General features: G+C 47.6%; 17 protein-coding genes. 11 read left to right on the top strand and 6 right to left on the bottom strand.

Annotated elements, in window-relative coordinates; genetic code table 11:
• Positions 1-10: 10 nt before the first annotated feature.
• Positions 11-1,849 (bottom strand): sigma 54-interacting transcriptional regulator, encoded by a 1,839-nt coding sequence (locus tag J5I83_RS04860; protein ID WP_304053740.1) that lies wholly within the window; start codon positions 1,847-1,849, stop codon positions 11-13.
• 291 nt (positions 1,850-2,140) lie between these two features.
• Between J5I83_RS04860 and J5I83_RS04855 the strand changes: the two genes are divergently transcribed.
• From J5I83_RS04855 to J5I83_RS04820, 8 genes are all read left to right on the top strand, one after another.
• Positions 2,141-2,848 (top strand): c-type cytochrome, encoded by a 708-nt coding sequence (locus J5I83_RS04855; RefSeq protein WP_304053738.1) that lies wholly within the window; start codon positions 2,141-2,143, stop codon positions 2,846-2,848.
• On the top strand, positions 2,845-4,146 hold the full coding sequence (locus J5I83_RS04850; RefSeq protein WP_304053736.1) for a cytochrome c: 1,302 nt from the start codon (positions 2,845-2,847) through the stop codon (positions 4,144-4,146). Before J5I83_RS04855 ends, J5I83_RS04850 begins: the two co-directional genes overlap by 4 nt.
• 163 nt (positions 4,147-4,309) lie before the next feature.
• Positions 4,310-4,609 (top strand): hypothetical protein, encoded by a 300-nt coding sequence (locus J5I83_RS04845; RefSeq protein ID WP_304053734.1) that lies wholly within the window; start codon positions 4,310-4,312, stop codon positions 4,607-4,609.
• A 253-nt stretch (positions 4,610-4,862) separates the two neighbouring features.
• A complete protein-coding gene (locus J5I83_RS04840; protein WP_304053731.1) occupies positions 4,863-5,102 on the top strand; it encodes a hypothetical protein in 240 nt (79 codons plus the stop codon).
• 126 nt (positions 5,103-5,228) lie between these two features.
• Positions 5,229-6,239: a magnesium transporter gene (locus J5I83_RS04835; protein WP_304053728.1), complete on the top strand. Its 1,011-nt coding sequence runs from the start codon at positions 5,229-5,231 to the stop codon at positions 6,237-6,239.
• Positions 6,240-6,481: 242 nt separating this feature from the next.
• The gene (locus tag J5I83_RS04830; protein WP_304053725.1) at positions 6,482-6,772 is read left to right on the top strand and encodes an HMA2 domain-containing protein; all 291 of its coding nucleotides are present in this window, start codon (positions 6,482-6,484) and stop codon (positions 6,770-6,772) included.
• 86 nt (positions 6,773-6,858) lie between these two features.
• Entirely contained in the window at positions 6,859-7,200 is a 342-nt protein-coding gene (locus J5I83_RS04825; protein WP_304053722.1) for a DUF5132 domain-containing protein, read from the top strand.
• A 4-nt stretch (positions 7,201-7,204) separates the two neighbouring features.
• A complete protein-coding gene (locus J5I83_RS04820) occupies positions 7,205-7,705 on the top strand; it encodes an HMA2 domain-containing protein (protein WP_304053721.1) in 501 nt (166 codons plus the stop codon).
• Between the two features lies 1 nt (position 7,706).
• Here the strand turns inward: J5I83_RS04820 and metK are convergent, their stop codons facing one another.
• The 3 genes from metK to J5I83_RS04805 form a co-directional block, all read right to left on the bottom strand.
• A complete protein-coding gene (gene metK, locus J5I83_RS04815; RefSeq protein ID WP_304053720.1) occupies positions 7,707-8,894 on the bottom strand; it encodes a methionine adenosyltransferase in 1,188 nt (395 codons plus the stop codon).
• Positions 8,891-12,085: an HAD-IC family P-type ATPase gene (locus J5I83_RS04810; protein ID WP_304053718.1), complete on the bottom strand. Its 3,195-nt coding sequence runs from the start codon at positions 12,083-12,085 to the stop codon at positions 8,891-8,893. Before J5I83_RS04810 ends, metK begins: the two co-directional genes overlap by 4 nt.
• A gap of 195 nt (positions 12,086-12,280) precedes the next feature.
• Positions 12,281-13,090 carry an EcsC family protein gene (locus J5I83_RS04805; RefSeq protein ID WP_304053717.1) on the bottom strand — a complete coding sequence of 270 codons (810 nt, stop codon included), beginning with the start codon at positions 13,088-13,090 and terminating at the stop codon, positions 12,281-12,283.
• A 481-nt stretch (positions 13,091-13,571) separates the two neighbouring features.
• Here J5I83_RS04805 and J5I83_RS04800 point away from each other — a divergent pair, with 481 nt between their 5' ends.
• The 3 genes from J5I83_RS04800 (at position 13,572) to J5I83_RS04790 (ending at position 16,646) form a co-directional block, all read left to right on the top strand.
• A complete protein-coding gene (locus J5I83_RS04800; protein ID WP_304053715.1) occupies positions 13,572-15,017 on the top strand; it encodes an OprO/OprP family phosphate-selective porin in 1,446 nt (481 codons plus the stop codon).
• A 322-nt stretch (positions 15,018-15,339) separates the two neighbouring features.
• Positions 15,340-15,942, top strand: a complete 603-nt coding sequence (locus J5I83_RS04795) for an oligosaccharide flippase family protein (protein ID WP_304053714.1) — start codon at positions 15,340-15,342, stop codon at positions 15,940-15,942.
• Positions 15,943-15,947: 5 nt separating this feature from the next.
• Positions 15,948-16,646: a lipopolysaccharide biosynthesis protein gene (locus tag J5I83_RS04790; protein WP_304053712.1), complete on the top strand. Its 699-nt coding sequence runs from the start codon at positions 15,948-15,950 to the stop codon at positions 16,644-16,646.
• Positions 16,647-16,746: 100 nt separating this feature from the next.
• Here J5I83_RS04790 and phoU read toward each other — a convergent pair whose 3' ends face one another.
• Both phoU and pstB read right to left on the bottom strand, forming a co-directional pair.
• Positions 16,747-17,448, bottom strand: coding sequence for a phosphate signaling complex protein PhoU (phoU, locus tag J5I83_RS04785; protein WP_304053711.1), 702 nt, complete (start codon positions 17,446-17,448; stop codon positions 16,747-16,749).
• A gap of 26 nt (positions 17,449-17,474) precedes the next feature.
• The gene (gene pstB, locus J5I83_RS04780) at positions 17,475-18,374 is read right to left on the bottom strand and encodes a phosphate ABC transporter ATP-binding protein PstB (RefSeq protein ID WP_304053710.1); all 900 of its coding nucleotides are present in this window, start codon (positions 18,372-18,374) and stop codon (positions 17,475-17,477) included.
• Positions 18,375-18,392 lie beyond the last annotated feature (18 nt).

The following is an 18,392-nucleotide window of genomic DNA, read 5'->3' as shown; positions in this document are numbered from 1 at the left end:
AAATCAGATGTCATGGGTAATCAGATTGCTTGATACCGTATACTTTCATTCTGTAAGCAAAAGTAGAAGGTTTGATTCCCAGTAACTCGGCTGCGCCATCCGTGCCTGATATGCGCCAGTTCGTGTGACGCAAGACTGCAACCATATTTAATTTCTCTTGTTCACGGAAAATAGCATCGGTAACAAACTCATTATTTTCCGGCGGTGCTGCTATCAGAGGTTTCTCGTTCTGATGATTATGGGACATGGCAAGATCGAGTCTGAGCCGGCTACCTTTTGTAAGAATGACTGCGCGTTCGATAACATTCTTGAGTTCTCTGATGTTACCCGGCCAGTGATATCTATTCAGGCTATCCAATTGTTGCCGGGTCAATGTTAATGGATCACGCCCTAGCTCTTTACAGATGTTATTCAAGAATTGAATCGCGAGAGGTCCGATGTCTTGAATACGCTCTCGCAATGGCGGTACTTCGATAGGAAAAATACTCAGACGATAATATAAGTCTTTACGAAACCGCCCTGCTTCGACTTCCGCCTTCAAATCACGATTCGTTGCAGCCACAATACGCACATCAACTTTAATGGTTTTATCATCGCCCACGCGCTCAAATTCATGCTCCTGTAATGCGCGCAATAGCTTACCTTGTAAATCTAGAGGAATTTCACCTACCTCATCAAGAAAAAGTGTTCCGCCTGCAGCAAGATGCAGGCGGCCAACGCGATCACGATGAGCACCGGTAAATGAGCCACGGACATGCCCAAAGAATTCGCTTTCAAAAAGATCCTTGGGAATGGAAGCACAATTAACTTTTACCAGGGGTTTGTCAGCCCGGGAGCTATTGGCATGAATCGCGCGCGCAACCATTTCCTTGCCAACACCTGACTCCCCTAGAATGAGGACACTGGTTGAAGTCTTGGCAACGGCTTCAATCTGGGCAAGCGTACGCTTTAAGGCCTGACTTTCTCCAATGATCTCACCAAAATTGATGTTGACATTAATTTCATCACGCAGATAGTCACGCTCACGTTCGAGCAGATCTTTCAGGATTTTTATCTGTGTATAGGCCGCTTCACGTTGCCGCTCATTTTTCCGGCGTTCAGTAATATCGCGGAAGACCACAACAGCACCTTTGAGCTTGCCATCTTCACGAAGGGGGGTACTGGTATATTCAACAGGGACGGATATCCCGTCCGTGCGCCAAAAAAACTCGTCATCTCCACGATGCACTTTGCCATCTGTCACAGCAGCGTAAATTGGACATTCGCTGCTAGGATAAGGCCTGCCATCAGGATAGGAATGATGGTGGATATCGTGCAGTGACTTACCAATCACATCTTCCGCACGCCAACCCAGTATCTGGGTGGCCGCTTCATTAACGAAAGTGGTATTACCCTCGCAATCTACGCCATAAATTCCCTCGCCGACCGCATTCAGAATTAATTCGTGTGTAGTTTGCAATCGATTGAACTGATTAATCGCCCGACTATATTCTGTTGTTTCCGTAAATACTAACAGCGCCCGCATCCGTTCCTCCTGAGTCTGCGAGATACGCCAGGCCGATAACAATCCCTTGTGCATGAATCTTACTGCCGGATCTTTTTCCCGTAATGTAACTGATCTTCCACTAATCACGTTGCCCTGATGAATAACCTGCGTGATTTGATCCATGAGCAAAAGTTCATTTTCAAGACTGAATAATTGCGCTACCGGTATTGCCTCCACCGCTGCAGTCGTCATACTCAGGTAGTCACGCCATACTGCATTCAGATCACGACAAACAAGTGAATCATCGATTACCGCAACAAACAGCGGCGAATCATGGAACAGCTCATTAAAAGTATTCATCATCACTAAAAAAACTCAATTTTTTGTGAATCGTATCACAAAAAATTGTGAATCATAATTTTCCAACAGCACAACAAAACAGCAATCTATTATTAATCAATGGTTTATTTTATGGCACGATTATTGAATATATATTCTTGAGTAATATATTTTTTTCAATCAGCAAGTAAAAATGATTTTAAAAGCTTGCACAGTTCAGAAAGCAAGCCACCTGGCGGATCATGCGATCTGTCGAGATAGTCATCTATTGCAGCAAGTTCTCAGAATAAGCTAAATAGCAAGGAGGTATCGCACATGATGCATTTTATTCTTCTAATTACTTTTCTTTTGATTACGCCCGTGGCCAACGCTGCGAAGAGCGTACCTGATACGATCGCCGAGCGCGTAAAAGCGTGTACCATCTGTCATGATAACGAAGACAAGATTGAGCGGCATGCTTATTATCCTCGCATAGCTGGCAAGCCGCAGGACTACCTCTTTAATCAGTTACGTCATTTCAGGGATGGCCGCCGTCACTACCAGCCGATGGCTATTTTGCTGGAAAATATGTCAGATAAATACATGCTGGAAATAGCTGGTTATTTCTCCACTCTACCATTGTCATTTCCACCCCCCGAGCAGGTCAGCATACAACCTGATGAAATCAAGCTGGCAAAGCAACTCATCCATTCGGGATATCCGGCCAGGGATATCCCGGCATGTAGCGCTTGTCACGGCGATACCTTGATGGGTATTGCGCCGTCCATTCCCGGATTACTGGGACTATCCCGCGCCTATATTACTGCCCAGTTCGGTAGCTGGCGCAATGGTGGATCAATGCGCGGTCAAGTATCTACCTGCATGTCTGAAATTGCCAAAAAGTTGACTGACGATGAAGTCAATGCGGTGACTAAGTGGCTAGCGGCTCAGCCTGTTTCAACACAGCCAGGCTCCATCAGCGTGCTTTCACCTGCACTGACAAATCGTTGCAGCAACATTGTTTTGGGGGAGCATACAAAATGAAATACCGGTTCAACACATCAACCATGAGCGAATGGAAAATCGCTGTCCTGTTTCTTGGTTATGTTCTAGCAACCATATTGGCACCCACGACCGCAGCGGAAAACATCCTCAATGAAGAATCGGCTCGCTCTGCATCTGAGCAGCAAAAGCTTGGCGCCTATCTCACACGCGCAGGAAATTGTATGGGATGTCATACTGCGCAAGGAGGTCAGCCATTTGCAGGAGGGCGCCGCCTGTCTACCTCGTTTGGAATTTTCGTTACCCCCAATATCACCCCTGATAAAGAGGCAGGAATAGGTTCTTGGTCTGAAGAGGATTTCTGGCAAGCGTTACATCAGGGTAAGTCACGTGATGGTCGCTTGCTCTACCCTGCTTTTCCTTATACCGAATATACCAAGGTGACGCGACAGGATGCCAATGCAATTTTTGCCTATTTACAGTCATTGCCAGCGGTTTCTCAAATTAACCCACCAAGTGACATCCGTTTTCCCTATAATTTCAGACCGCTCTTGTCTATCTGGCGTGCATTGTATTTTAAGCAAGGGATATATACACCGGATCAATCCAAAAGTGCAGAATGGAATCGGGGTGCTTACCTGGTGCAAGGATTGGGTCATTGTAATGCCTGTCACACTAATCGTAACTTGTTAGGAGCCAGCGAAGAAGATACATTAACAGGCGGGCGAATAATGGGCGTGAATTGGTATGCACCATCATTGATTTCACGCCTGGAGGTAAGCAGTGGCGATTGGACAATTGAAGAAATTACCGAATTGCTGGCAACCGGCATATCAAAGCGCGCAGTAGCCTCTGGTCCTATGGCGACGATCATCCGGCAAAGCCTACAGCATTTATCCATAGAAGATATTCGTGCAATGGCTGTTTACCTTAAATCCATTGCGGAAAATAATAACGATGATACCTCGGGCACGCTTGTACCAGTAATATCAGAAAACATGAAAGAGCAGTTTGCTCAAGGTAGAAAATTGTATGACACATACTGCCAGGAATGTCATGGTGTTTCCGGAGAAGGTGTGGCTGGCATCTATCCACCACTGGCAGGTAACCGGAGTGTCATCATGGCATCTCCCTTGAATACAATCCGCACTGTCTTAAATGGAGGTTTTCCAGCGACGACAGCAGCAAACCCACGGCCTTATGGGATGCCACCATTTCAACAAATCCTGCGTGATGGAGAAATCGCCCTCGTCGTATCTTTTATCAGAAATGCATGGGGAAACAGCGGTAGCTGGGTAACAGCGCTTGAGGTGGATCGAAGTAAAAGTGGGGAGCGTTAATGGTGTAAAATTCTACGCTTCTAAATTAATAGGCGAAATGTTATCTTGGCAAAGCAACCATTTCTTCAATAAGGAAAATAACCTACTGTTATCTTTGCCACCTTAAAGTCATGCAAACCGGTTCTTCGAGAATGCCTCTGATTGATGCACTCAAAGCGATTTCATGCCTGCTGATCACATCTCATCACTTGACATTGTATGGGCCTATGCGAGACTTGCATATCCATTGATCCCTGGCCTGATTGATTGGTTGCGTGAGCACGGACGAGTCGCGGTGCAAGTCTTTTTTGTCATAGCAGGATTTCTGTCAGCAAAAAAGCTTGCATCCTCTGGCATATCACTTGTCACTGAGCCGATTCATGCCATTAAACAACGCTACGGCCGGCTGATCATTCCGTACCTTGCTGTAACTCACACTGGCAATCGGATACGCCGCATTGACTCGAGTCTGGATAAGCCATGACTCCATTCCAGACACACTCAATTTTTTCCAGCTTGTAGCGCATATATTGTTGCTGCATGATCTGCTCAATCAAGAAGCGCTCTCGGCGCAAGCGTGTGGTTTGTAATTCCATTTCCAAATCAAAAATGACGCGAAGGCGAGCCGCAGACAGTATAAATAATACGGCAAGGTGAAGCCGACAATGTCAGTTTTGATTTAGAAATGGAATAACTCCAGCAGACAAGACCATTTCTTCTGGCTAATGCTATTAGTCATGCTGGTCGTAGCTGCTCCCGTTATGTTTGATTACTCATGCAGCTTTCTTTCATTTCCTGCCGCATCAGCCTGGCATTCATCTATTCGGACTGATTTTCGCCTTGTGGGCCAGCATTGGCAGTGGTTATTTGTTTTATCAGTATTTCGAAAACCGCCCGATTACGACTGGCATATTCTTATGGCTGCCTACTGGATTCATAACAAGCGGTCTCTTGGTCATGCTGACAAGCAGTTTTAGATAGCTATAATGGCTACTTATTAAAGAACCAAAACCATTTCTGATCAAAGCTTCCAGAACAATTTTTATTGTGCCTCTTACACTTAATGCTGGTAGTGCTTTTTTTCAACCGCCTTTTGCAAAATCATGATAAAGCGCAAAACTGAATCGACCCGCTACAAACCTCCAACAATTCGTCAGCATTTTGAAACTGCCGGGCACTATCTGGTTGCATCAGTGCCACGTGCGCTGCCAACTGACACCACCGCTGCTACGCGTGCAAGCCTGTCTAACCACACCTACGAAAACATTGAATTAATCTGTGTAATTGATCCGGTGGGCAAGTTAGTGGGTGTCATCCCGATTTCTGAGTTATTCGCGGCGGCACCCGAGGCACAAATTGGCGATATCATGCACACTAATCTGCCGTTTGTGTATCCAGATGTCGATCAAGAACGGGTGGCGTCAATCGCTTTGCATCATGATCATAACGCAGTGCCTATCGTCGATCACCATCACTTTTTATTGGGTACTGTCCCTTCCAATGCGCTGATGCATATCCTGCGGCGCGAACATATCGAAGATTTGCACCGCCTGGCTGGTATCGGACGCGAATCCGATGTCGCCCGTGAAGCCCTCGAACTGCCGCCGCTACGGCGCGTGCGCCATCGTTTACCATGGCTGATCGTCGGTTTGTTTGGCTCGATGCTATCAGCAGTGCTGGTTTCGTCATTCGAAGCGGAGCTTGCCCGAAACGTTGTGATCGCCTTTTTCGTACCAGGTCTGGTATATATTGCCGATGCGATAGGAACACAAAGCGAAGCTGTGGCAGTGCGCGGCCTATCCCTGTCTCATGCCGATCTGCATCATTTAGTAGTGGGGGAATCACGTACCGGCATCATTATCGGCATGATATTAGGTTTGCTAACTTTTCCTTTCGTATGGGTGTTTTTTGCTGATATAAATTTGGCAATAGCTGTCTCGTTATCATTAGTGATCGCATCGTCGATAGCATCGACGATCGGGATGCTCCTGCCGTGGCTGCTGCAGCGATTAGGCACTGATCCTGCCTACGGAAGTGGTCCACTTGCGACGATTATCCAGGATCTTTTAAGCCTGATAGTGTATTTCCTGGTGGTAAACGTGCTCATTTTCTAGGAAATTCCAGAATATGAATAATCGTAGCGAGGCAAGAGGGACAAATACTAAAACTCACAAGGGAGCGGTCAAGCGTAGATTTTGTGCGCTATAAATTGACAATAGGTTGTCTACTTATATACCATCAATTCATTGTACGAATTGGCGCTTATCAATAAGGAATCATTGTTTAAGCTCACAAAATTGGCAGCACTATAGTTGAACCGCAGCTCTGTATTGGGCTAGTCATTAAAGGATCAACCATGCTCAGCTTTCCAGGCATCAAAATCATACATTTCTTTCCAGGACGCGTGCGTCTAAAAGTTGACAAAATAAAAAATAACGAGGCTTTTGCCAAGAAAGTAGAAATTGAATTGTCGAAGGTGCTATGTATCACTGAAGTGGAAATCAGTATGCTGACCGGCAGCGTATTAGTCAAATATGACAAGTATGCGATTAAGGATGGAAAAAATTCAGACCACTTGTTAGTCACTTTAAAGAAATTATTTCCAGATTTAGATACGGAAAAATTGCGGCCATATTTGGCTGAATAAGTATAATGCATTGATATTTTTAAATCCGCGCAGTGTTTAACCAAATAAGGAAATTTGATCTGCGCACTTTTTAATCTGAGGTAATTATGTCAGTTGAAGATTTTTTTAAAAGTAATACTGGCAAAGGCTTTGCAATCGGCATAGCGGCAGCCATTCTAGCGCCTGTGATACTGCCCGCAGTTGCGCAAGCTGCGAGACCTCTTGCGCGCGCAGCAATCAAATCAGGCATACTTTTTCTAAATAAGGGCCGCGAGACGGTTGCTGAATTGGGAGAAGTGGTAGAAGATCTGGTGGCAGAAGCCCGCGCTGAAATTGATGAAGAACGTGCCGGAGCTGCAGCCGCAACAGTAGCCGCAGAGGAGATTATTGAAGATGTCGTAGAAGTATCTGCAGCAGATCCGGAACAAACGGTGCATCCTTCCTCTTAGCTTTATGAAACTACCCGCGCAAATCACCCACATCACGCCGGGAAGAATTCGTTTTAAAGTACCCGCGAAACGCCGCGACCAATCTTTTTTTGAAGCACTGCAGATTGATTGCAGCGGCTTTGCAGGCGTGAAGCAAGTTACCGCGAATATACTAACCGGCAGTGTGTTGTTGTTATATGATGACATTAAACAAGACGTTCTGATTGAACGCATCAAAAATCATCCCTTCCTTCAGTTTGAATCCACCGACAACTTGACTGAAAAATCTGGGGCGATATTTACCACAGCCAAGCAGCCAACGGCTGCACAAAAAGCCTCCCGCTCGCTTGCATCATTTGATTCCACTTTACGGGAATTCAGTCATGGTTCTCTCGACTTACGTTCAGTGCTATTTATCAGCTTCGTCATGTTTGCCACGCGGCAACTCACGCAAGGTGCGGTATTGGGCAATGCGGTCAACTTGTTTTGGTATGCCTTCCAATTGTTAAGACCCAAAAAACCATAACTTAGCCGGTTAACAGTTTTATTAAGTCTGTCTTCTCCCAAGGCAACTCAATATCATCTCTGCCTACATGGCCAAATACTGCCAGCCTGCGGTAAAAACCATCTCTATTAGCAGGCAAAGTTCGCAAATTGAACTGCTTAATCACTGCTCCCGGCCGGAAATCAATCACATCCAGTAAACGCGTTGCAATATCATGATCGGAAATATTGCCAGTACCAAAGGTATTGATTTGAACTGTCACCGGTTTCGCCTGGCCGATGCAGTAACTCACCAGCACTTCACACTCTTCTGCCAAACCTGCTGCAACGACATTTTTTGCAGCATAACGGGCGATATAATTGCCCGTGCGGTCGATACGCAACGGATCTTTGCCGCTAAGCGCGGCACTGCCCATACGGCAATATTGACCGTAACCATCAACAGCCACTTTCCTGCCCGTAAGTCCTGCATGCACTTTAGGCCCACCGCCGAAGAAAGGACCTTGCGGATTAATGTAAATATTGGTGTCCTTATCAATCCTGATACCTTGTTGTTCTACCACTGGCTCAACCACATATTTGATCAAGGCAGCATTTAAATCTTTGGCTTTATTGCTGTGACCCTCATTATGACTGGCGACCAGCACCATGCTGTGAATGCGTTCTGGATTGTGATCTCTGTATTCAATCGCAACCTCCGACATTCCATCAGGCAGCAAACCGGATATCAGTTCACTTTCACGCGCCTGCGTTAATTGCCGCGCGAACCGGTGTGCCAGCCAAATTGGCATAGGTAACATGGCCGGCGTTTGCTTACAGGCATAGCCGAACACTGTTGCATGATTTTCTGCAGTAACATTGTCCAGTTCCGCATCGCTCATTTGTGTTTCATCGGCCGTGACATATTCCTCTGGCGGCAATTCAGTGAAATTGGTCAGTATGGTGCAATCCTTAGCATTAAAATCAGGCTGGTTGTAACCCACATTTTCAATTACATAACGCGTCACTTCAGGAATATCGACTACTGCATGCGATGCAAACCGCGCTGCGATAAATACCACACCACTTGCCACCGCACACTCCGCGTTAATCCGCGAGTAAGGATCTTGTTGCAGGAAGTGATCAACAATGGCATCGCTGATTTGATCACACAGCTTGTCCGGATGCCCGGCGGTCACTGAGGCGGAAGTAAATATAAAGTTTGCCGTCATGCCGCCGCCTCCTTCATTGTTTGAGAAACATCTGTAGTTGATGTATTTGCATCACTTTCGTCATTGGTAACGTCCATTTTAGCCTTGATGAGATGTTTGGCGCTGTCATTGATCAGCATGGGTACCGTCGCGCCGCCTGCAACGACCAGCAAATCGAGTATGTTTAACGGCACTGCACCGAGACCGTTGCGCAAGCCAGGTACAAGCATGGCCAGAACTTGTAGCAGACCAGACCCTGCAATAGCATAATTCAAATAAGGATTACGCGGCAATGCGCCTTGATTAAAGATCGAATGGGTTTCCGAACGACAGGTAATTGAATGCAACAATTGCGCAAGCGTCAGCGAATTAAACAGAATGGTGTTGGATTGCGGGCCAATCCCGTACCGTAAAAATCCATAACCGTATGCTGCCATAGACCCCATGGTGATAATGGCCGATTCCCGTGACATTCGTATTAAATCGTCGCGCCGGATGATTTTCTCTTGCGGATCACGTGGCGGTTGCTGCATTAAGTCTGCTACTGGTGCTTCCATGGATAAAGCAAGTCCCGGAAAGATATCAGTAATAAGATTGATCCACAGAAGCTGCATCGGCGTTAACACTTCGCCCGCCCCCACCGCAATGCCGGCTAGCATCACTTCGATTTCGGACATGTTAGTCGAGATCAGATAGTGAATCGATTTACGGATATTGTTATAAATAGCGCGCCCATGCTCGACAGCGAGCACCATGGTATGCAAGTTATCGTCTTCCAGCACAACATCCGATACTGAGCGTGCCACATCGGAACTAGCGCCACCCATTGCCACCCCGATATTGGCTGCCTTTAGCGCGGGACCATCGTTAATGCCATCCCCTGTCATCGCAACAATCTTGCCACTCCTCTGGATGGCTTGCACAATTTGCAGTTTATTGGCCGGGCTGACACGGGCAAACACATGCACACCCTGAATCACGCCACTCAATATTTTCTGATCGAGTTTTTCCAATCGGGTGGAATCAAGAATTTGCAGCGGCTTGCCGTTGCTTAAATTCAATTGCTTACCAATTGCATAGGCGGTACTGGATTGATCTCCGGTGATCATGACGGTATGAATGCCAGCGCGGTGGAACAAGCGCATCAAATCGGGCATGCCGGTACGTAAAGGATCAGTCATGCCCACCAAACCAAGCCAGGTCAAATGCACAGGTGCCTCTTCATCTTTCATTGGTTTCTCGGCGTAAGCTACAGCCAGCACGCGCAGCGCATCCCCTGCCATTTGATTATTGATGTTGCTCACCGAGGCACGAAAAGCATCGTCAATCGGATGTATGCCACCTTGATCCTGGTAAAAATCACATAACGTTAGCACTTCTTGCGGACTCCCTTTCACGGCAATCAAATGCCGCTTTCGCGGCAAACGGTGAAAAGTGCACATGTATGGCCGGTTTTCCGCGCGATACTTGATTTTATAGTGGGGATATTGCTGCCGCAGCGCATCAATATCCAAACCACTGAATCTGGCAAGCTCCAGCAAGGCGTTCTCTGTAGGCGTGCCATTCATGTGAGTCTGCTGGCCGCTATTCTGTTGCACTGATTCATTGCACAGGCTGATAATCTCTAAAAAGCGCCGATAACTGTCATCGGAAAATCCGGCTATGGGTTGATCGCCTACGAGTAATTGCTCGCCGGACACAAGATAGTGCTTGCCACCCACATAAGCTGTAACAGCAGTCATACAGTTCAAAGTTAAAGTGCCGGTTTTATCCAGACAAAATACTTGCACCGAACCGAGCGTTTCCACTGCGTCAAGATGGCGGACTGCCACGTTATATTTGCGCATCTTGCGGATACCGAGAGCAAGCGTGGTCGTGGCCACTGCTGGCAACCCTTCCGGCACTGCTGCTACTGCCAGTGAAATTGAACTCTTGAGCATTTGCAATAAACCATAGCCACGCAACATACCAAGTGCAAATACACCCAAACAAATCGCACCGCTCGTGAGCGCTAATTGGGTGCCAATATGATCAAGTTCCTGCTGCATGGGAGTTTCAGGTGAATGCGCTTCGCCAACGAGACTTTGAATTTGCCCAATCTGCGTGTTAACACCAGTCGCGATGACAATGCCCACGCCATTGCCGCCGGTTATCATGGTACCCATATACACCATATTGCGCCGGTCAGCGAGTGGCGTGTCCTGTTTGGCAATGGGTGACGTATTTTTCGACACTGGCATGCTTTCACCGGTCAATGCCGATTCATCCACGGTGAGCTGACTGGTTTTAATCACACGCGCATCCGCAGCAACAAAATCACCCGGCTGCAACACCAGCACATCACCCACAGTCACATGCGCATGCGGTATCGATTGCAGTTCGCCGCCATCGCGTATTACCTGTGCATGCCGCGGGGTAATTTTTGTCAATGAGCTAATAATTTTTTCCGCCTGCATTTCGGTGAAGAAACCAATACTCGCATTAATCATCACCACGCCCACAATAATGCCTGCGTCCAATATCCCACCTGTTGCCAGCGAGACTAACGCAGAGGCCGCGAGTAGTCCTACCGGTAACGTGAACAACTGGTTGAGAAACATGCTAAGCGGTGAGCGCTGGGCAATTTCCGGCAATTGATTCAGGCCATACTGTTGCAGCATGCGCTGCACTGCCTGTTTATCCAAGCCTTGGCGCGTATCTACTTGAAGTTTTTCTAAAATACGGCTTACCTCAAGAATGTGCCAATCGGTGTTATCTTGAGGTGCATTTGGGCTTACGGGGGTATGCAGCGGCGCAGCAAATAAGTTTTGCGTTCTTTTCCACAGCGAATCGAAATAAGCTGTGAAACTGGTTGATACTGCTGCTGCATCAGATTTAGTTAGCGAGCCAGTATAACGAAGACTTTTAAGTGCTTGTTTGCAGGCTTCTAGCAACAAAAAAGGCAGTTTATCCAGCGCGATGTCTTTGCCATAAACAATTACCACCGATCCTGTCAGGCTATTTACTCTAACCATAACAACACCCGAGATTGCACCCAATTGCTGCTCCAGGTGCTGTGCCAGCGCAGCTACACGCTGCAAGATATTTACATGATAGCGCGCTCTGCCCGGCACGCAGGTGTGCACAGGTTTTATCCTGATTTTAATAATTTTTTTATCCGCACCAGGCGAGACCTGCGGCGTAAGTCTGGATTCAGTATTGCTGACCATCATATAGTATATTGAATATTGGTTGCTTTACTGCAGTGGGCAGCAACGAAATGTATCGTCCAGCCGCACTGAGGATTGCTGCTCTACGCTTAACGTATCTTGCTTGCTCCAATGTATAACAAACTGACCGCCTTTTTCAACTCACGTTTATAACCAACGGTGCGATGCATGCCAACCCTGTTGCAAGCAGAATCAGCGTCAGACGTGCTCCGCCCGGCTGTAATTATCGTATTCACGCCGGATCAACTCGGAGCCATAGCTGCGCTCCAAGCGGCGCACCGTGAAGTGGGCACGGGCAATATCCTGGAAATGCTGAATGAAGATCACATTCACCAGCGCTCCGCTCAAGGCGCCCAGTATGGGCACCATCTGAACTGCAGTTTTTTCAGTAACCACGATACCCAAACGGGCAGCGATAGCAGCGATCAGCTCCACCATGGCCGGGTGAGATGGTTTGAGAATACTCTTTTCCAGCACCTTTTCCGGTACTCTGGACAAATGCAGAGCCAGGACGATGCGGACACCATAGTAGCCGGTTTCTGCTGCATCATCCTCATCAGTACGACCTCCTAGCGCCAGAACTTCCAGGCAGGCCAGACGAGTGCGTAGATCGCCCAGGTCTTCACCCTCGCTGCGGGCGATATCGGCAATAGCCCGCAAGGTAATCGTGGTCGACACAGGCAACTCGGCAATAACTGCGGGAAGGCCGAAGAAACCGCCAAGCGCTCCCGAAGTAGCCGCCAAAAGTTTATGGTAACCTTCCTGGGCAGAAATGCCAGGCTGCAAGTCAAGTGGACTGATAGCCCATTCCAGCGCTGTCAGCAGAGTCCGGTTCATGCCCTGTCGCAGATTCTCGTACCAAGCCTTGGGCAGCAGCTTGAGACTGCGCTCAATCGGCAGACCGACAAAGTTAGTCAGGCGTGCCGCCAGGCTGGGATGCTCCAGATGCTGATGGGCAATGCGTAGTGCCTCCGCATCCTCTGGTATGAGTTGCAGGATTTCGGTCATTTCTTGCCTGTAATCAATATGAAAAAATATTGAATTGCCTCTGGCTATTCGTCATTTGATTTTAGCAATATCTTGAGGCCGGTGCACGCATGCTATTCGGTCTATGGCGTATCCCAAAGCAGTTCTATATGAATAATAACCTTTATCAGGCTCGATTGGGCACGCCATCATGGTAAATTTATTCTCTCCTTGAAATCAATGATGCAGCCGAGCGCACATTGGTTTGCTTGGTTTTATCACTACTCTCTCTACGGTAGCCTGCGAATTTTTGGATCATAGCCAAACCAAAGCCGTCTCGCGGCCCACTGCTATAGGGAAATCACCATCCTTGCAGACGCTCTCTTTAATAAATTTGTAACAATTCTTACATAAGCTAGTCCAGTGCGGGCAGCTGTTTGCTGTTTCGCTGTACATCACATTTACTCGGGAAGTACTAATCAACAGCTGCTTAACAGAATTCGCTTCTCAGTGGAGGATCTCAATGAAAATCACCTATCTTACTAGCATACTGGTGTTCATTCTCACTGGATTCGCCGTCTTTCCAGCCTTCGCGCTCGATATTTACATCGACCCCAAAACCGACCAGCTCTACGGACAACCAGCTCCTGGCCGCGTTAAACTCGGGACTCTCAAGCCTGTCGACGAAGCTAACGAGATTCCTTCTGCAACACCGGAAGAAATCAAGCAAGAGGTAAAAAAGGAAATCGAGGCGGTCACCAAGCAGGAAGTGAAGAAGGAAGTCGAAGCAGTCACTAAGGACTTTCCTGTAATCAATACGAAAGGCAAACTCGAATTCAAGTCACGGGATGGTAACTTTGTATGGGGCCTAGGAGGGCGTCTTCATACGCAAGGAGGAATTTACGACGACGACCGGGCAGACAGCGGAGAATCTACCGACTTTCACGATAACGCCAGCATCAGGCGCGCCCGCTTGGATATCCTCGCCACTTTGTGGAAACGCTGGCAATTGAAGCTACAATATGACTTTGCTGGCAATGGTGACGTCCTCGCAGGCTTGCGGGATGCATGGCTGGCTTATAACAATGAGGAAGTCTGGCCAGCCTCGGCCATTTTGGGCCATTTCAAGGAAACCTATGGATTGGAAAGTTTCAACAGCTCCAACGATATTACCTTTATCGAACGAGCCTTGCCCAGCCGAGCTTTCAGCCCACCTGACGCCCGCCGCCTCGGTTTCGGCCTAATTACCCACGGTCATGACCTATGGACGCTCCACACAGGTTTCTACGGGAGAAACGCTTCCGGTGAAGAGTTTGGTGGCGTGGAGCTGGAAAGGGATGATCCCGTTGTTTTTACCGGCCGGGGCACCCTATCGCCTATCCACACCGAGGATAAAATCGTGCATTTTGGCTTTGCCGGCTCTTGGCTCTCGCCCGATAATCCGGTTCGCTTCCGTGAACGGCCTGAAATGACTCCGGGCACCAATCGGCTAGTTGATACGGGCTTATTGACCAATGTCGACAGCGTAACCCGTATTGGTGTGGAAACCGCTATCATCTATGGTCCAGTTTCCTTGCAGGGCGAATATATGTACGCCGATGTTGAGCGCAAGGGTCTGACGAACCCCGGGTTCGACGGCTGGTATGTCCAGGGAAGCTGGATTGTGACAGGCGAGCCTCGAATCTATAATTTCAAATTTGGCACTCTCAAAAATCCTAAACCAAAAAGCATCGTGGGCCTGGGAGGCATCGGGGCTTGGGAAATCGCGGCTCGTTACAGTGGTTTAGATCTAAACAATAAGGACGTTGAAGGTGGCAAGGAGGAGAATATCACAGTAGGCGTCAATTGGTATCCTCATTCCAATTTCAAATTCATGGCCAATTACGTACACGTTCTGAACGTCAAAGGTGGTCCATTTGCAGGAGCTGAACCACAAGGCGTTTTACTCCGCGGACAGGTCACTTGGTAAAACTCCTTAGCTTAAAAGGCGAGATGGGGCGGAATACAGTCAGCTCTTAGGCGCTACAGGCCAAGCCTTCTGCCTGATTAGTAAAATACGCCGATCGATGCTTGATGCTTGTTTCTACCCGATTTTTTTGTAAAGCGGATAAAGCTCGCTTAACCAATTAATACAAGGTAAACCACGCCAATAATGCTTCGACGAAGCCTAAACGAGACTGGCCATGAATGATTCTCTTGCTAAGTCGACCTCAGAGACGTCCAACAGTAGTGAAACCTTTCAATTCTGATGAAAAGGGCCTATCGCTGCTAATTCTATTTCACTCGAGCCAATGACGAAACGACAATATATCGAAGTTCAAGCGCTCTCAAGAGCAGACTATTTCCGGGCGCTTCTACTCTGTGCTTTGGCCCTTGCAAACTTCCTGTGGTTTTACGTGACCAACATCGTCCTGGCTCGTAATCTTACCGTCCCCGATTTCGACGATTACAGCGTGGCGATATCCGTAGTCACCGTCTTGGCGACAGTTGCTACACTCGGTCTAGAGAAGTATGCGTTACATTGCATTCCGGTCTATCGCGATCATGGCGATTGGTCTCACACGCGTGGTTTCTTGCGGTTTTCACTGACCGTGATATTTATCTTCAGTGTTCTGTTGGTCGTGGTGCTGGACGTTATACTCGAATTAGTATTTTTGAATCGACTTGGCGAAAGTCATATCCCGATCGTAGTGATGGTCTCTTTCCTGCCATTTATAGTAATCGTTCTGTTCCTGATTGAGATTGTCATAGCCAACAACGCCCCGATCGAAGCCGTCGTTATCTATCGCTTCCAAGTTCCAGCCTGTTTCTTCGTTTTCGTGATTCTGCTCTATGCGTTCGAGTTGCCGATGACAGCCGTCAGCGTGAGCCTGGTCTATGGAGTCGCTGGATAGGGGGTTTGATTGCAATCTACCGGTTCATGCGCATCTCTACACCGCAGGGGGTATGGCTGGCCCAACCTTTATATCTCAAGCGGGAATGGATCAGTCACTCCGCCCCACTGATGATGAACAGCTGGATGCTCACCATGATGGCGAGCTCCGGTGTAATCCTTCTCAAATTCCTTTATCCATCTGAAGCGGTAGTAGGAATTTACGCCGTTGTGGCCCAGACCGGGACACTTATTGTATTATTTGCAAACACAGTCAACCGATTGTATCTACCCTTGATGTCACTGTTTATGGAGCGCAGGGATGCTGCATCAATGCATCATCTCATGCAGCATCGACTGGTCGTCGTCGGGGGCCTGGCAGGCTTGTTTTTCTGTAGTATCGCAGTTTTCGGACAAGAGGTTCTTGCATGGTTCGGTCCCCATTTTCCTGATGGTTACTTTGCACTTTGTATCCTTGCTGCAGGCGCCTCAATCAGCGCCATGTTCTCAGATGCACCCTATTATCTGCAGTTTATGAAAAGGACGCATAATGTTTTCGTAACAACAATGTGTGCGATGATCCTGAACCTGATCTTCACCACAGTATTGAGTTATCACATGGGTCTGGTCGGTGCCGCTTGCGGTTATTCAATATCGATGTCCTTGCTCTTTCTGATACAACGTGTCCAGATTTCCCGTCATCCTAGCCTGAATGTTTCATCCTAAACCCCTTTATTAGGTAAATTGTCTCTACATTCCGTCGTACTGCGCGTAGAGCGCTTCAACAATTCATCGAAAGCCTCACACAGTTCAAACTTGTGAAAAATCAGGCCTGCACACTCTCAGTATGCCGAATATCCTCGCCGCTAACCATATACACGACATATTCCACCAGGTTGCGCGCGTGTTCACCAATACGCACTAGTGATTTCATGGCCAGCACAACATTAATGATGTGGCCAACGTTTCGTGCGTCTTCAAGCACATAAGTAGCCAATCTGCGTAAACCTGCCTGGAACTCTTCTTCAATATCATCATGGCTATTTAACAATTTTTCAGCTCTCTCCAGATCAAGCATATCCAGAATTTCAATCGCTTCTTTTAGCAAGACACAGGCAAGCTTGCCCATTATGCCGACATCGCGCAGCAAGTAATTACTTGGATTATTGCCATCATTGTTATACATGGTGGCAGCGATATAGGCTATTTTAGCGGCCTCATCACCCAAACGTTCAAGATCGGTGACTGCTTTTGAAAATGCCATAATGGTGCGCAGATCGCGGGCGACTGGACCACGTTTTGCCAATACTTCAGTGATGACACTATCGATGCTTTTCTCCAAAGCATCTACCTGCGCCTCTCTTTCATTTATCACACGAATGCTATCCAATTTCTGTTGTTGAAAAGATTCAAGCGCCATTTGCACCTGCTCATAAACAAGTCCAGCCATTTGAAGTATTTCGGTGTGAAGGTGATATAACTCGCCATCAAACCGCCGGAAGGTATGACCCTCAAGTCGAGTTGACATATTTTTTTCCTCCTTGCTTTATGGGTTTAACCAAAACGGCCCGTAATATAATCTTCAGTCAGCTGATGCACAGGCTTGGTGAAAATCTGCTCGGTAGCGCCGACCTCGATTAAATCACCAAGATGAAAATACGCGGTACGATGCGATACACGCGCCGCCTGCTGCATGGAATGCGTTACGATCACGATCGAATAATCGGCACACAGTTGATCCATCAGCTCCTCGATCTTGGTCGTCGCGATGGGGTCAAGCGCAGAGCAAGGCTCATCCATCAAAATCACTTCGGGGTTGACTGCGATCGTGCGCGCGATACACAAACGCTGCTGCTGTCCGCCGGACAGGCTTGTTCCTGGCTGATCAAGCCGATCCTTAACTTCTTCCCAAAGTCCTGCTCTTTTCAGGCTTGTCACCACGATTTCATCCAGCTCGACTTTGTCTTTGGCAAGACCATGAATACGTGGCCCGAAAGCAATGTTTTCATACACTGATTTCGGAAAAGGATTGGGCTTCTGAAACACCATTCCCACCTTGGCGCGCAACGGCACCACATCAATTGACTTGTCATTGATATCCTGGTTATCCATCATGATTTTGCCAGTCACACGACAATTTTCTATGGTGTCATTCATTCGATTCAAGCAACGCAGGAAAGTAGATTTTCCACAGCCGGAGGGGCCAATCATGGCAATGATCTCATGGCGCCCAATGTCGAGCGTAATGTTCCTGATAGCATGCTTGTCGCCATAAAACACGTTGATATCGGTACAGCGTATCCGGTAGTCAGGAACAGTGACATTTCCAATCGTTTCTCTATTGTCACGCGTAACTGTAGCTGTTGACAGCCGCATTTTGCCTTGTTTTCTGCGCTCTTGTTTGCGACGCTCGGCCTGCTCATTATATTGACTCATATTAACGGTATTAGCCATCAACCATCCTTTCCTGAA

This window comes from Nitrosomonas communis (assembly GCF_024102715.1).
In the GTDB taxonomy this organism is placed as follows: Bacteria; Pseudomonadota; Gammaproteobacteria; order Burkholderiales; family Nitrosomonadaceae; genus Nitrosomonas; species Nitrosomonas communis_B.
The sequence above is the reverse complement of the archived record's forward strand: the minus strand, read 5'-3'. Positions and strand labels throughout refer to the sequence as shown.